Below are 14,388 nucleotides of genomic sequence, written 5' to 3' on the forward strand. Positions count from 1 at the left end.
CTGGTCGCCACCAGGATCGCCGCTCGCCCCGACACCACCGGCCGGCGCAGCTACGGCTCCTACCGGGCCGAGGTGTTCGCCTCGCTGCTGGCCGTGGTCCTCATGCTGGGCGTCGCCGTCTATGTGGTCGCCGAGGCGATCGGCAGGATCGGCGGCCCGGCCGAGGTGTCCTCAGGGCCGATGCTCGTCGTGGGCGCGCTCGGGCTGGTGGTCAACCTGATCGCCCTGTTCCTGCTGCGGTCCGGCGCCAGTGAGAGCCTCAACGTCAAGGGCGCGTACCTGGAGGTGGTGGCCGACACGGCGGGCTCGGTCGGCGTCATCGCGGCGGGGTGGCTGATCACGGCGACCGGTCAGGTGTTCTGGGACACGGTCATCGCGCTGGCCATCGGCGTGTTCGTCGCCGTGCGTGCGATCTCGCTCGGCCGGCAGGTGTTCGCGGTGCTCGGCCAGCACGTGCCCGAGGGCATGGACGCCTCCGTCGTGGCGGCCGACCTGGCGGCCATCGAGGGCGTGCGCGACGTGCACGACCTGCACCTGTGGACGCTGACCTCCGGCATGAACGTGGCCACCGCCCACCTCGTCACGGGCGACCAGAGCGACAATCACTCCGTCCTCGATCAGGCCCGTGACCTGCTGCGCACCCGTCATGGCGTCGCGCACGCGACCCTGCAGGTGGAGCCGGACGGCCACATCGGCTGCGACGAGGTCGGCTGGTAGCCGGCTACCTGGCCGGCCGTCCGGTAGAGCAAGGTCAGGCGGGGTTCGAGCACCCACCTGAACAGGCCGCGGGCCTGCGGCAGGCACAGCACGATAGTCAGGGCGCCGAGCGGGCCGAAGAGCCAGGGGTAGGGCAGCCATCCCTGGTCCTTGGCGGTGAGCACGACGACGCCGTGCAGCAGGCGGCAGTACAGCGTGTGGGTGCCCAGCCCGGCCATGCCTCAGCCGGTTTGAGGCGCAGGCGTGTCGGCCGCGCCGCGGGCGGCGAGCATGTCGCGCATCAGCTCGATCTCCGCCTTCTGGGCGGCGAGTATCGACCTCGCCATGCGTCTCACCTGCGGCTGGACGCTCCCCTGCGCCGCCTGAGCCATCTGCACGCCGCCCTGGTGATGCGGGATCATCAGGCGCAGGAAGAGGGTCTCCGCCTCCTTGCCGCTCGCCTGTTCCAGCTGCTTGAGCTGGTCGCGGGTGGCCATGCCGGGCATCTGGGCGGACTGCGGTCCCATGCCGGGCATGTTCTGGTGGCCCTGACGCATCCAGGCCATGCGGGGTTCCAGCGACGCCTGGGGCAGGCCCCAGAGGTCCAGCCAGGCGTACATCTGCCCGATCTGCTGCTGCTGGGTGGTCGCGATGTCGTAGGCGAGCGTCCTGACCTCGCGGTCGGTGGTGCGGTCGCGGACGATCAGTGCCATCTGGACGGCCTGCGCGTGGTGGGCCTGCATGTCACGGGCGAAGCCGGCCTCCAGCGACGCGTCCCCGGGCGGGCCCGCGTACCAGAGGCGGAGGCCGAGGGCGGACAGCGCGAGCGTCAGCACGGCGGTCACCGCCACCAGGACCCCGCGCCGCCGCAGGTACGCCAGGAGCCTCATGCCGACGGCTCCCCGATCCCGCCGCTGCAGGACGCGCCCGGCTCGGGCGTCCCAGGGCCGTTGATGTTGGCGCGCAGGAACGCCGTCAGCCGCGGGTCGCCGGCGTCGTCGAGCTTGAGCTGCTTGCCCCAGGCGCTGAGCACGACCGGCGCGGACAACCCCGTGTACGGCGACAGGACGACGAAGTCGCGTCCCTGGGCCTGCTGGTAGAGGATGTCCAGTTGGTCCTTCGGCAGCCCCGGCTGGAAGGCGATCCAGACGGCTCCGTGCTCCTGGCTGTGGACGACGTTCTCGTTGCGCAGGGGCTTGCTGTAGATGCCGCAGTTCTGCCACTCCGGCGCGTGGTCGCCGCCGACCGGCGGGGCCTGCGGGTAGCTGACGACCTTGTCGGTGTGGTTGCGGCTGCTCACGTTGATCGTCTGGACCGCGTCCAGCGACCGTCCGGCCCGGTCGTCCAGGACGAACGCCGTGGCCGCCGCGGCCATCCCGGCGGCCGTGATCACCGTGGCGCTGATCATGACGACCCGTCGCCGGCGCTCCGCGCGCCGCTGCTCGGCCTGCAGCGCGGAGAGCCGCTCCTTCAGCGTGCCCTCGGCGTTCTTGCCCATCCGCCACCTCCGAACTCACGTGCTTCTACAGTTCGTAGAACTTCTACAGCACGTAGAATATGGATGCCGTAAGCGGAGTCCGTCTCACTCATCCGAGGGGGCGCGCGTAGAGGGAGAAGGACTTGTCCCCTACGGGCCCTTGGGTCAGGCCCATGCACAGCAGCGGCCCGGTGTCGGACGACGCGAGAACCGCGAGTCCTTCGGGTTCGCGGGGGACGAGGTTCCTGGCCGTGCGGTCCAGGATCTGCTGCTCCACCTTCCCGCTGGGCAGATGGATGCGGTAGAGGCGGATGTTCCCCGATGAGGAGACGGGGTTGGCGGGGCCGTAGGCGCTGCCGAGCAGTTGGTAGGCGTGGTCGGCGTGCAGGGCCATGCCCTGGAACGGCAGCCCGAGGGCGGCGCCGGGCTGCGGCAGGTCGGCGAGCGGGCGAAGGCCGCCGGGGGCCGTACAACGCAGGTCCAGGAGCCGGAGGCGCGGCTCGCCGGCCACCTTGTAGCGCAGCAGCAACCGGCCGGAGTCGGGATCGAGGGCCGGGGCGTTGCTCGTCGAGCCGGGCAGCGGCCGCCAGGCGGTCAGGCACCGGCTGCCCGAGGTCAGGACGGCGCCGTCGCTGAAGGGGAAACGGCAGATGCCGCGACCGTAGCCGGAGGCCGGGCCGGCGTCCCACTCGGTCCACAGCACGGGGTCGCGGCCCGCGGTCCGCTGCACGCCCAGGGCGCCGCCGTGCCCGAAACCCAGCAGGTACATCGCTCCGGTGAGGGTGCCGTCCAGGGACAGGCGGTTGAGGCACAGGTCGCCGCGCCGGGCGCGTTCGGCCTGGGTGCGAGCATGGCGTTCTCCGTCCAGGCGGACGCCGCCCTGCATGAGCTGGAGGGCGTACAGGTGCCTGTCGCGTTCGTCGAAGGCGAAGGACTGCAGCACGGTGCCGTGCAGCAGGCGTCCGCCGCGCAGCAGGATCCGGCCGGTCGAGGCGAGGCTTCGCGAGTCGGCCGTCGACGGTGACGCCAGGGCGGCAGGCGGTCCGGCGAGCGCGTGATCCATCGCGGCGGCCAGCGCGGCGATCGCGCCCGTACGCAGCGCCTCGCGACGGGTCGGCGCGGGCGGCCGAGGAGTCATCGGGTCATCCCCGGGCGAAGGTGGTGGGCGGGACGGCCGCGACGAGGGCCGCGGCCGTGTCGTCGATCATGTGACGTGGTCGCCGTCGTGGCAGGTGGCGGCCCAGTTCGCGGCCGTGTGGTCGGCAGCGGCGGAGGCGGTTGCCGCGACCCCGGCGTCGTCGGGCCGTGGTGAGTGATGGGTGGGGCCGTGCGGGTCGGGGCAGTGCGGTGTCAGGCGTCGGAGAGCGCCGTTCTCGTCGAAGGCGTCGCCGCCGGGCGTGACGTGGTCGACCTGAAGCGTGGTGTGCCCGATGTCGTGGTGTTCGCGCAGCAGCCGTTCGACGGCCAGGCGGGCGGCGTGGCAGTCGGCGCCCGGAACGACCAGCACGTGCGCCGACAGCGCGGGATAGCCGGAGGTGACCTCCCAGATGTGCAGGTCATGCACCTCGACCACGGTGTCGATCGCGGCGATCTGGCGGCCCACCTCGGCCGGGTCCAGCCGGGCGGGAGCGGCCTCCATGAACACCCGTCCGGCGTCGCGGACCAGGCCCCAGCCGGCCTTCAGCATCAGGGCGGCGACCACGAGGGCGGCGATGGCGTCGGCGCGGTTCCAGCCGGTCAGCCAGACGACCAGGCCGGCGATGGTGGTGCCGATGAAGGCGTACAGGTCGTTGAGTATGTGCTGGAAGGCGCCCTCGACGTTGAGGCTCGAACGGTTGGCCTTCGACAGCAGCCAGGCGGCGGCCACGTTCACGACGATGCCGGCCAGCCCGGTCGCCACCACGTACAGGCCCTCGACCGCGGGCGGCTCGACCAGGCGGCGCACGCCCTCGAAGGTGAAGTACGCCGCGAGCAGCAGCAGGGTGATGCCGTTGACCTGGGCGGAGATGATCTCGGCGCGTTTGAGGCCATAGGTGAAGCCGCCGCGCGGCGGCCGGGCCGCGATCCGCATCGCGACCAGCGCCAGCACGATCGCCATGGCGTCGGTGAGCATGTGCCCGGCGTCGGAGATCAAGGCCAGCGAACCCGCGATCACGCCGATCACCACCTCGACGAGCATGAAGCCGGCGATCAGCGCGAGCGCGCCGCGCAGGTGACGCCGGTCGGCGTCCGCGCTCACCCCGTGTCCGTGTCCGTGTCCATGCCCGTGTCCGCGGGGGCCGTCGTGACGGTGGTCGTGACCCTGCTGCTCAGACATGCCTGGAGCTCCTCGGAAGGTGGGCGACGTGGGCGATGGCCAGATGCAACGGGGGCTCGCAGTCCGTAACATCTGACTGGATGTTCATATGTACAGATGCTGGACGCCGTAGCCCCGAAGGTCAAGAGCCTTGGCGGAGATCGAGGCTTTACTCATGAACATCTGATCAGATGTTTAAACTTTCGGTAATGCGTCAACTACACAACGTGGAAGTTCGCCGGTCAGGACTCCCAGGACCTGGTCGCGCTCCACAGGTTCCCCTGCACCGGTGCAGCCACACGCACCCACCGAGTGAAAGGAACACCGATGACCGACCCCCACGACCACCCCACGGCTCCCTGCCTCCACGGCACTGAGCACGACTGCGCCGACGATCACACCGCGACGACCGTGCAGGACCAGGGCTGCGACGCCGGTCACTGCCACGACGACCACGGCACCACCGCGTCCTAGCCGCCCCGGCGGTCGGGCCGTCACCTCGCCCGCGCGGCCGATCCCGCTCCGGCTCGCCCATGGAGCGACGCCGGAGCGCCCCGCGCCCGCCGAGTCACGACATCGAGACGACGGTGAAAGGCTGGACCAGTTCCTCATGCACGAAGACCACGACCATGACCACGACCGTGGCCTCCACCTCCCCCACAGCCACGCCGCCCTCGACGGCGCCACCACACCGCCGCTCCAGGCGGGGACGCCCGGCCGGCTCGCCCTGCTGACCGCCTCCGCGGTGCGCCATCAGGTCTTCACGGTCGTCCGCCTGCGCTCCGGCTATGACCTGGCCGAGGTGGACGCCTTCCTCGCCCACGTGGAGACCACGCTCAGCCTGCTCTGGCAGGACAACACCCAGCTTCGCGAACGCCTCGGCGCCACCCCTCCCGCGAACACGCCCACCGACGCCGGCGTGCTCGCGGCGGCACACCGCAGCGCCCAGGAAGCCCTTGAGTCCGCCCAGCAGGAAGCCCACCAGATCCTCGCCGACGCCCGTACCGACGCCGAACGACTGCGGCGCGAGGCCGCGTCGGCCGCCGACGCGCTGACCCGGGCCGCCCACCAGGCCCTTGACGAACAGCTCGACCGGCTCGAACGCGCCATCACTGACCAGGGCCGGAACCTGCAGCACAACCTGCACACCCAACTCGGCCACCTGCGCGCCGCCCTGGCCGACCTGGACGCTCACGGCCCCACGCTCGCCCACGGCGCCCATGACGCGGCCTCGCAGCGGCCGATCACCGTACATTCGCCCCCTTCCACCCGCGACCCGGCCGCCGGTCACTGACGGACGGCCCGGCTCGTCGGCTCGTGCCGTCCGTCGTCGCGGTGTCCCGACGCGACGACCGCCCACCAACCCCGCACCCTCGCCGGAAAGGCCGTGTCATGCTCGTGCCGCTCGGGGGATCGACGCCGCCATCAGTGCCCCTGCACACCCTGCTCGACCTGAACGTGAAAGCCTCCGCCCCCGACACTGCCCTGCCCGCCTGGACGACCTGGGCCGCCGTCGTGCTGGTGGCACTGTCCACGCTGGTCGGCGCCTCCCTGGCCCGCCGCAGGAACGCCACGATCAGCGTCTGGCTGGCCGTCGCCTCGGCGCTGATGCTCATCACCGCCCTGGTCGACCTGCTGCCCGACGCCTGGCACGAAGCCGACGCCACCGGCGTGCCGCTGTGGGTGGTGGGTGTGGCCGGCGCGTTCGGCTTCCTGGTCATCACGTTTTTCACCCGTAAGGGCTGCGGGCACGGTCACGGCGACAAGGCCGGCGGCGGGCGGCACGCGCCCGGCCTGCACCGCCGGGTCCAGCAGGCGGTCAGCGCCGCCGTCTACGGCGGTGTGGGCACCGCGGCCGCCCTGTCGCTGCACCGCATGATCGAGGGGGCGACCCTGGCCCTGGCCGCGTCCGCCGTCGTGGTGGCCGCCCTGGTGATCCACTCGGCCAGTGAAGGGCTGGCCCTGACCGCCATGCTCGACCTGGCACGCAGACCGGCCGCCCCCTGGCTCACCCTGTCCTGTCTGGCTCCCGCGGCCGGCGTCGTCCTGGCGACGGTGGCGCCGCTGCCCGCCCAGAGCGTGCCGGTGCTGCTCGGCATGGTGACCGGCGTACTGCTGCGTACCGGTCTCATCGGACTCACCATCGCCCGCGACAGCCGCCGCCTGACCCGCCGCCACCTCGTCCTCGCCGCCACCGCCGTGGCCGCCATCGGCGGCCTGCTGGTCACCGCCCAGACCCTGCTCGCCGACGGTCCGCCGGCATCCTCCGCACCGGTCGCCGCCGCCCGGGGCCTCGCCACCGCGCCGAACCCTCGAACGGCCGAAGCCGCACCGCCCCGCGATCCGTTGCCTCGGCAGATGTCCGAGGCCCAGCTACGCGCCGCCGTCACCGCCAGGCGGCTCACCCTCGAACAGCTCCTGGCGCGCAGGGACGCCACCACCATCACCGCCGACGCCACCGCCCTCCTGCGCGCCCTGCCCGAGCACACCCCCGACCAGATCACGCGGACCCTGCGCCAGGCCAAGATCGATCCCGGCACCAGCGTCGGTGAGCTCACCCTGCTGCAGCGCCACCTCCTGCTCACTTCACTCAGCGACGCGCTCCCCACCCCGCGCCCCTGAGACGCCGCCTCGGCCCACCGGTCCGGCCGGTCAGGTTCGACAACATGTAGAAAGCAATATCGGCGGCTCACCCCCCGCCCCGACCTGGATCGATAAGGCCGTCATGAGGAGCGGGCCCGGTTCCGGGATCAAGGGCTTAGCCGGGTCTTACGCCGGAGTTGGCACCGTGAGGCAGCAGAACTTGAGGGAGATGACAGATGAACGCGCACGAGCCTCACGAGCAGGACCCTGGAGCGCAGGGAAACGGCGGGTGGAGCCAGTTCGGCACCACGCCACCGACCGCCGGAGGCTTCCCCCGCCGTGACCCGATCGTCACGGAGCAGCCGCCGCCCCCGCCTCCGCCGGCGCCGACCTTGAAGGCCCGTTTCACCGCCGGCCAGAAGGCGGTGGCCGGGCTCGCGCTGGCAGCGATGGCGATCGTCGGCGGGGTGGTCGGCGCCGTCGCGGTGACCACCTTCCGGCCCGCGCCCGTCGCCACCACCACCACCCACGTGCCCAGTCCCGTCCTCAAGCCGGCCTCCGGGTCGCTCACCGTGGCAGACGTCGCGGCCAAGGTTCAGCCGACCGTCGTGATGATCCAGGGGCAGACCGGCGAGGGCTCGGGCGTCGTGCTGTCGGCGGACGGCCTCATCCTCACCAACAACCACGTGGTCGAGGGCGCGAGCCAGGGCGGCGGGCAGATGAGCGTGAAGTTCAGCGACGGCAAGACGGCCAAGGCGAGCATCGTCGGCACCGATCCAGCCACCGACCTGGCCGTCATCAAGGCCGCGGACGTGTCCGGGCTGACCAAGGCGACGCTCGGCGACAGCGACGCACTCAAGGTCGGTGATGCCGTACTGGCCATCGGCAGCCCCCTCGGCCTGGACGGATCCGTGACGGCGGGGATCGTCAGCGCGCTTGACCGTACCCTCACCACCGGCCCTGACCAGCGGCAGCAGCTCCCTCCCGGCTGGGGGCAGGAGCAGAGCCGGCAGAGCGCCGGCACGACGATCGGCGGCGCCATCCAGACCGACGCCTCGATCAACCCGGGCAACTCCGGCGGCGCGCTCGTCAACGCCGCTGGGGAACTGGTCGGCATCAACACCGCCATCGCCTCGAACGCCGCCGGCGGCGGTGTGGGCTTCGCCATCCCGGTCAACACCGCCAAGCAGGTCTCCGACCAGCTCATCGCCACCGGCAAGGTCCGCCACGCGGTCCTCGGGGTGAGCGTCACCGACGCGACCGGCGATGTGCCCGGCGCCCTGATCAGCCAGGTCATAGCGGGAAGCCCGGCGGAGAAGGCCGGACTGAAGCAGGGCGACCTGATCACGAAGATCGGCAACACGCCGGTCGACGCGGGCGAGACCGTCGTCGGACAGGTCAGAGGCGCCAAGCCGGGCCAACAGGTCAAGATCACTTATTTGCGGGACGGCCAGGCGCACGAGGTCAACGTCACCCTCCAGGAGAAGACCTGACCCGACGTCCACGCCAGCCAGTGAGCGGCCACGCCTCCCCCAAGGTTGGGCTCTGGCCAGTGATTCGGCGCCTGACAGCGTTCTCGGCACACGCCGGAGCCTCTCTGGCCGCTCGCCACGGCATGAAGCGGTCACGACAGAACCGCCGATCGAACACGTAGAAGGCGCCGGCCCTCGGGAAGTCCTCCGAGCGCTGCGCCTGCCCCGGCGGGACAACCGAAGGACGCCTCTATGTCAGAGAGGCGAGGAGCCGGCCAAATGCTGTGAGATCCGCGCAGGTGATCGGATAGCCGTAGGTGGACGGCCGCTTGCCTCTGTTGACCTTCTTGGGAAAGTGACGCATGCCATCGGAGCGCTTGGGCGCGTCAGCAATCCTTGATCCGGCCTCCGCCGGAAGCCGTGACAGATCGGTCTCGGGGTGCAGGATGAATCCGTGCTCGTGCGCGATGGCCAACAGGCGCTGGTCGAGATCCGTGAGCGGGTGCTCGTGTGCGGCCATTGTGCTCCTTTTGACAGGCGCAGCCTCGGACGTACCTCGCCGACCACGCCCACCGCAGGAGCCGCCTGGGCCCGTGGTCCGGACTTTCCTGGGTACGTCGAGCGGGCCCAGCTGAGGCACGGCTGACCCAGGCATGCCGCGAGCTCTGGTCGTCATGCGCATTCACCCCCTGCCAGGCAAGGGGTGGATGTCGGCGGTGCGGGGTTCTCAGTACAGTGTCGGGGTGGGTGAGCAGCTGAGTGTGCGGGTGGACAGCTGGATCTGGTCGGTACGGCTCACCAAGACCCGTTCGACCGCGGCCGACGCCTGCCGGGGCGGTCACGTCCGGGTCAACGGGGTGCGGGTCAAGCCTGCGCACGCCGTACGGGTCGGAGACGAGATCCGGCTGCGGCATGACGGGCGCGAACGCATCGTGGTGGTCTCCCGTGCCATCACCAAGCGCGTCGGCGCCGCCGTGGCCGCCGAGTGCTACGTCGACAAGAGCCCTCCGCCCCCTCCCCGCGAGGAGACCGTGACGGTGGCCGTCCGGGCTCGTGGCGCGGGGCGTCCCACCAAACGCGAACGCCGCAGCCTCGACAAGCTGCTCGCGCGCCCGGTGGTGGAGGAGCGACGGGGCGGCCGGGCACGCCCGGACTGACCGAGCAGATCCCGCCGCACCGGATGCATCGATCTTGTACGGTCGCCCGCATGAGCCGGCAGCAGCAGCACGCCGCGGTGACCGCCGCCAACGCACTGACCGCCCGGTGGGTGCAGACCTGTTCGGGGGGATCCGTCGTGATGGCCGGCGCAGGCGCCTGGCCGTTGCTGGCTCATCTCGCGTCAGCCGCCGGAGGAGGGGGGCGCGCGGAACTGCAGGAGGCCGTGGGGATGGACGCCGCCACCGCGTCCCAGGCGGCCCGAGTCGTGCTGTCGATCATGGACGAGTCCACGGCGGTACGGTCGGCGCTGGGCTTGTGGTCCCGGCCGGACCTGCCGTTACGTCGGGACTGGCTCAGCACGCTTCCCGCGGGCATGCACGGCGAACTGACCGCAGACCCGGCCGCGGACCGGCTCCGGCTCGACACCTGGGCCAAGGAGCAGACCGGCGGGCTGATCGACAGCATGCCCCTCCAGCTGAGCGACCGCGTGCTGCTCGTCCTGGCCATGGCGCTGACCGTGCGGACCGCGTGGCTGCGGCCGTTCACCGACGGCGTCGGCCTGTTCGAGGGCGGCCCGTGGGCCGGACGTGAGATCCATGTCTTACGCCGCAGCACCCGCCTGCTGGACCGGGCCGGGGTCGCCGACACCCCGGCCGGCCGGCTGACCTTGCTTCGGGTCATGGGTACCGGTGGGATCGACGTCCATCTGGTGATGGGTGACGACTCGATGGGACCCGGGCAGGTTCTCGGCGCCGGGGTCGATGTGCTGGACGGGCGTCATCTCGCCACGCCGGCCGATGTTCTGGCTGCGGGCTGTCCGGGCCCCGGGATGACTGTCCGCCACGTTCGCGACCACGTCCCTGAGGACGTGCTGAACGTCAAAATCCCGCGTTTCACCATCGCCGCCACGCGCGACCTCCTGGAGTTGCCCGAGGTCTTCGGCCTGGCAACGGTGACCGACCCGGCCCGCGGACACTTCCCGGGCATCAGCACCCAGCCGCTCGCCGTCACCCAGGCCCGGCAGAACGTCGTCGCCGCCTTCCACTCCGCCGGATTCGAAGCCGCCGCGATCACCGCCTTCGGCGCCGTCGGGGGTGGAATGGCCCCGCCGTCCCGGTACCGCGTCAGGCACGTCGACCTCGACTTCAGCCGTCCCTTCGGGTTTCTCGCGGTTGACCGCCGGAGCCGGCTCGTCATGGCCGCCGGCTGGGTCGCCGAAGCCGAAGCCTGGTCGGGCTGAGGACCGCGGCGCCCTCGGCGCGCCGAAAATCGGTTGCCTGGGATGGCGGGGGTTCGAGAGCGTGATCCCCATGAGGCTCTGACGAAGACACCCCGCCCTTTGTGATGCCGCGACGCCGGTTCGCGTCGTGATGCCGCCTGTCCATGCCCTTCTGCAGGGAAGAGAACGTCTTTGTCTCAGCAACAGCCTCAGCGACACCCGGCCCCGTCGGCTCCGGTCACGGGGGCCACCGTCGCTGTGTTCGCCTCGCCCACCAGCTGGATCGAGTCCGACGCCGTCGCGCAGTGCCGTCAGGTGGCCGCTCTCGACGGCATGACGCACGTCGCGGCCATGCCTGATCTGCACCCCGGCAAGGGCGCGCCCGTCGGGGCCGCCATGGCGTCGGCCGTCCTGTACCCGTTCCTGGTGGGCTCCGACATCGGGTGCGGCATCGCCGTGTTCCCGGTGAGGCTCAAGCGCGCCGTGCCCGAGAGGCTCGCCGCCCGCTTTCCCGACCTCGATCGTGCGCTGGATCCCGAGCGTGATGCCGACGATCCCGCCTGGGCCGTCATGAAGGACGACATCCCCGCCGGTCACGTCGAGGGCCTCGGGACGGTCGGCCGCGGCAACCACTTCGTCGAGCTGGCCCGGATCGGGACCGTCTTCGAACCGGGCCATGCCGCTCGTCTCGGCCTCGACGCCGGTGACCTGGTCCTCGCCGTCCACAGCGGTTCACGGGGGCTGGGCGAACGGATCCTGCGCGAGCACACCGAGGTCCATGGCGCGGGCCCCGCCCCCGATCCCGCGGCCTACCTGGCCAGGCACGACCAGGCCGTACGGTGGGGGTCGCTCAACCGGCGGCTGCTGGCCGCCCGGGTCGCGCACGCGCTGGGGTTCGAGCCTGCCGAGCCGATCCTCGACCAGTGCCACAATCTGGTCGAACTCCGCGACGGCGGCTACCTGCACCGCAAGGGAGCGGCGCCGGGCGACGGCCGCGACGTGCTCATCGCCGGCACCCGCGGCACCCCGTCCTACCTCGTGGCCGCCCACGCCGGTCCGGACGCCGGCCACTCCGTGGCGCACGGCGCGGGCCGCAAGATGTCGCGCGCGGACGCCCTGCGCCGCGGCCGGGCCAAGCACACCGTCGAAGAGCTGCGCCGCACGCCGGTGGGGTCGGTGGTGGTGTGCGGCGACCGCCAGCTCCTCTTCGAGGAAGCGCCCACGGCCTACAAGCGCATCGAGCAGGTGATCAGCGACCTCGTCGTCCACGGACTGGCCACGCCCGTGGCCACCACGATTCCCCTGGTCACCTACAAGACCCCCGATCTCGGACCGGACTCCCGGAAGGACCGCCGCAAGCGGGGGCGGCCGTGAACGTCGTCCGCCTGCCGCACCGGCTCGAAGGCGGCGTCCCTGTGCCGGCGGCTTTCGGTGAGCACGTCCGGCTGCGGGAGTTCGAGTGGGGTCGGTGCGCGATCGGGAGGCGTCAGACGCTGGCAGTGCGCCCCGTGCAGCGCAGCGTGTCGCCCTTCCTCACGAACGTGGCGTCCACGGCGAAGTAGAGCTTCTTCCTGGCCGGGACCTTGAGGTCGAGGATGACGTCGTAGGAGACGTCGTAGAGTGCCTTCTTCTCGCGAAACGTCTTCCCGTAGACCTTTCCGTCCTTGCCGCGGCGTTCGACCATCAGGTTGAGGTGTGCGGTCTTCAGGCGGGTCGGCGCCTTGGAGCTCCAGCGGTAGATGATGTCGGAGATGCGGTGGTATCCGCCGGTCGTCCGGTACTTCAGCTCCAAGTACGCCTTCTCGCCATCGCTCATCGTGCAGCTGGATTTGACGCTTTGCGCCGGAGCGGCCGTGGTGGCGTGCGCGGTGGAGGTCAGCAGGGCGAGTGCCAGGCCGGCTCCGGCGAGCGTGGCCGCGGCGTTCCCGAGGATGTGCGTCATTTGCGCGTCTCCCTTCGCATGGCTCGGATCTGTGGTCGAGGTTGACGGCGGCGGTGTTAAGGATCGGTTGAGTATCTGTTCAGGCAGGCGGGGACGGAGAGGTCGGCTCCGGTGCCGGCCCGTGGAAATACGGGGCTAGCGACCGAACAGGGTCGCGTCTGGGAGTGACTGCTTGACCGCCTCCGGCGTGCCCACCACGACCGTCAGTTTTTCCTCGGTCTTCTTTGCCGCCGCGTTTCCGTAGAGCTGCACCTTTCCGAGCTTTTTTGCCTGGACGGTGACGAACATCCGGGTCGGGGTGCACCAGAGTGTCACGGTGCTCTCCGAACTGGTGCCGACCATGGGTTCCTTGGGCCCGGCGAAGCCCTCCTCCGCGGTGACGACGTTGCCCTCGGACTTGGTCAGATCCTGGCTCATGTTGAAAAGCATGCTGGAGGATCCCTGGTCGGCGAGCCCGCACACGCCCTTGGTGCTGATCCAGGGGACCATGTCGTATTTGCCGATCTGGATCCGCGCCAGCACCTTGTCCGCCCCGTCCGGCATGCCCGACTTGGAGGCCGCGGCCGGCAATGACGCCAGCGGCCAGCGGCCCGGATCCTTGAGCAGCCAGTCCTTCGGCTCGTTCGTCGAACAGCCCGTCAACAATAAGACCGCAAGTATCACGATTTTTCCCCGCATAGGTCGATCATCATAAGGTCGAAACTTCGTGCCGTACGGGCGTATGCGGTGACATTCCAGGGGCGGGTTACCGTTGGAGTAGGTGTCGAATCGGCGTTGGGGGTACGCATGAAGCGACGCTCCGCGAAGACAGCGATGGCCGCAGGGGCATTCCTGGCCGCCATCACCACCGGATCAGCCGCGACGGCCATGGCATCTCCGCCGATGCCGTCCCCGAGCCCTGAAGGAACGCAGCCCACGTGCCCCGGCATGGGGCAGATGCATGCCGTGACCAGCGAGTACGACTACCTGTCGCAGATGGTCCCGCACCACGAGGACGCCATCGCCGCGGCCCGGCAGCTGCAGCGGTCCAGCAGGCCGGAGATGCGGCGGCTCGGGCAGTCGATCGTCACGACCCAGACCGCCGAGGTCGCCCGGATGAAGGGCTGGCTGCTGCAGTGGTACCCGCAGAGCCCGGCGCCGAGCCCGACCGGGACCACGATGCCCGACCTGTCGGGGCTCTCGGGGAATCAGCTCGACAAGGCGTTCCTGCAGCACATGATCCCGCACCACATGATGGCGATCATGATGTCGCAGCAGCTCCTCGTGCACGGTGAGGCGGTGCATCCCGAGGTCGCCGCCTTCGCCCGCAAGGTACGCGACGACCAGCGGGCCGAGGTCGCCACGATGCGGCGGTACCTGGTCCAGTGGTTCGGGGAACAGAGCATGCCCTGCATCCCGCAAATGCCCGGCATGCCCGACACGACGCCAGAGCCACACATGTCCGAGATGACACCAGGACCGCACATGTCCGAGATGACACCAGGGCCGCACATGTCCGGCATGACGCCCACCACCGGCACGTCCTGACGGCGCCCCGACCGCTCG

Annotated in this window: 17 protein-coding genes; 9 read left to right on the plus strand and 8 right to left on the minus strand. The window is 70.8% G+C overall.

What is annotated here, in order from left to right:
• The coding region (locus tag ACWEJ6_RS41845) for a cation diffusion facilitator family transporter (protein ID WP_452431128.1) at window positions 1-717 on the plus strand (717 nt) is incomplete at its 5' end.
• Here the strand turns inward: ACWEJ6_RS41845 and ACWEJ6_RS41850 are convergent.
• From ACWEJ6_RS41850 to ACWEJ6_RS41870, 5 genes are all read right to left on the minus strand, one after another.
• On the minus strand, window positions 645-935 hold the full coding sequence (locus tag ACWEJ6_RS41850; RefSeq protein WP_452431129.1) for a hypothetical protein: 291 nt from the start codon (window positions 933-935) through the stop codon (window positions 645-647). The two genes, ACWEJ6_RS41845 and ACWEJ6_RS41850, sit on opposite strands and share 73 nt — an antisense overlap.
• Before the next feature lie 3 nt (window positions 936-938).
• A complete protein-coding gene (locus ACWEJ6_RS41855; RefSeq protein WP_452431130.1) occupies window positions 939-1,586 on the minus strand; it encodes a DUF305 domain-containing protein in 648 nt (215 codons plus the stop codon).
• Window positions 1,583-2,194, minus strand: coding sequence for a DUF3105 domain-containing protein (locus tag ACWEJ6_RS41860; RefSeq protein WP_452431131.1), 612 nt, complete (start codon window positions 2,192-2,194; stop codon window positions 1,583-1,585). The genes ACWEJ6_RS41855 and ACWEJ6_RS41860 overlap by 4 nt, the downstream gene beginning before the upstream one ends.
• An 88-nt stretch (window positions 2,195-2,282) precedes the next feature.
• Window positions 2,283-3,311 (minus strand): hypothetical protein, encoded by a 1,029-nt coding sequence (locus tag ACWEJ6_RS41865; protein WP_452431132.1) that lies wholly within the window; start codon window positions 3,309-3,311, stop codon window positions 2,283-2,285.
• Window positions 3,312-3,377: 66 nt separating this feature from the next.
• A complete protein-coding gene (locus ACWEJ6_RS41870; protein WP_452431133.1) occupies window positions 3,378-4,412 on the minus strand; it encodes a cation diffusion facilitator family transporter in 1,035 nt (344 codons plus the stop codon).
• Window positions 4,413-4,796: 384 nt separating this feature from the next.
• Here ACWEJ6_RS41870 and ACWEJ6_RS41875 point away from each other — a divergent pair, with 384 nt between their 5' ends.
• The 4 genes from ACWEJ6_RS41875 (at window position 4,797) to ACWEJ6_RS41890 (ending at window position 8,545) form a co-directional block, all read left to right on the plus strand.
• Window positions 4,797-4,943, plus strand: a complete 147-nt coding sequence (locus ACWEJ6_RS41875; protein ID WP_452431134.1) for a hypothetical protein — start codon at window positions 4,797-4,799, stop codon at window positions 4,941-4,943.
• A 136-nt stretch (window positions 4,944-5,079) separates the two neighbouring features.
• A complete protein-coding gene (locus ACWEJ6_RS41880; protein ID WP_452431135.1) occupies window positions 5,080-5,763 on the plus strand; it encodes a DivIVA domain-containing protein in 684 nt (227 codons plus the stop codon).
• 134 nt (window positions 5,764-5,897) lie between these two features.
• Entirely contained in the window at window positions 5,898-7,091 is a 1,194-nt protein-coding gene (locus ACWEJ6_RS41885; protein WP_452431136.1) for a hypothetical protein, read from the plus strand.
• 197 nt (window positions 7,092-7,288) lie between these two features.
• A complete protein-coding gene (locus ACWEJ6_RS41890) occupies window positions 7,289-8,545 on the plus strand; it encodes a S1C family serine protease (RefSeq protein WP_387681063.1) in 1,257 nt (418 codons plus the stop codon).
• A gap of 229 nt (window positions 8,546-8,774) precedes the next feature.
• Here the strand turns inward: ACWEJ6_RS41890 and ACWEJ6_RS41895 are convergent, their stop codons facing one another.
• Window positions 8,775-9,044, minus strand: a complete 270-nt coding sequence (locus tag ACWEJ6_RS41895; RefSeq protein ID WP_452431137.1) for a hypothetical protein — start codon at window positions 9,042-9,044, stop codon at window positions 8,775-8,777.
• Window positions 9,045-9,267: 223 nt separating this feature from the next.
• On the opposite strand from ACWEJ6_RS41895, the gene ACWEJ6_RS41900 reads away from it, so the two are divergent.
• The 3 genes from ACWEJ6_RS41900 to ACWEJ6_RS41910 all read left to right on the plus strand — a co-directional run bounded on the left by ACWEJ6_RS41900 (window position 9,268) and on the right by ACWEJ6_RS41910 (window position 12,275).
• On the plus strand, window positions 9,268-9,681 hold the full coding sequence (locus ACWEJ6_RS41900; protein ID WP_387681069.1) for an RNA-binding S4 domain-containing protein: 414 nt from the start codon (window positions 9,268-9,270) through the stop codon (window positions 9,679-9,681).
• 77 nt (window positions 9,682-9,758) lie between these two features.
• The gene (locus ACWEJ6_RS41905; RefSeq protein WP_452431138.1) at window positions 9,759-10,922 is read left to right on the plus strand and encodes a serpin family protein; all 1,164 of its coding nucleotides are present in this window, start codon (window positions 9,759-9,761) and stop codon (window positions 10,920-10,922) included.
• A 171-nt stretch (window positions 10,923-11,093) separates the two neighbouring features.
• On the plus strand, window positions 11,094-12,275 hold the full coding sequence (locus tag ACWEJ6_RS41910; RefSeq protein WP_452431139.1) for an RNA ligase RtcB family protein: 1,182 nt from the start codon (window positions 11,094-11,096) through the stop codon (window positions 12,273-12,275).
• 112 nt (window positions 12,276-12,387) lie between these two features.
• Here ACWEJ6_RS41910 and ACWEJ6_RS41915 read toward each other — a convergent pair whose 3' ends face one another.
• Both ACWEJ6_RS41915 and ACWEJ6_RS41920 read right to left on the minus strand, forming a co-directional pair.
• Window positions 12,388-12,843 carry a hypothetical protein gene (locus tag ACWEJ6_RS41915; protein ID WP_452431140.1) on the minus strand — a complete coding sequence of 152 codons (456 nt, stop codon included), beginning with the start codon at window positions 12,841-12,843 and terminating at the stop codon, window positions 12,388-12,390.
• A 135-nt stretch (window positions 12,844-12,978) separates the two neighbouring features.
• Window positions 12,979-13,521 (minus strand): hypothetical protein, encoded by a 543-nt coding sequence (locus ACWEJ6_RS41920; protein ID WP_452431141.1) that lies wholly within the window; start codon window positions 13,519-13,521, stop codon window positions 12,979-12,981.
• A 249-nt stretch (window positions 13,522-13,770) separates the two neighbouring features.
• Here ACWEJ6_RS41920 and ACWEJ6_RS41925 point away from each other — a divergent pair, with 249 nt between their 5' ends.
• A complete protein-coding gene (locus tag ACWEJ6_RS41925; RefSeq protein WP_452431142.1) occupies window positions 13,771-14,370 on the plus strand; it encodes a DUF305 domain-containing protein in 600 nt (199 codons plus the stop codon).
• Window positions 14,371-14,388: the final 18 nt, after the last annotated feature.

It is taken from the genome of Nonomuraea sp. NPDC004702 (assembly GCF_053601695.1).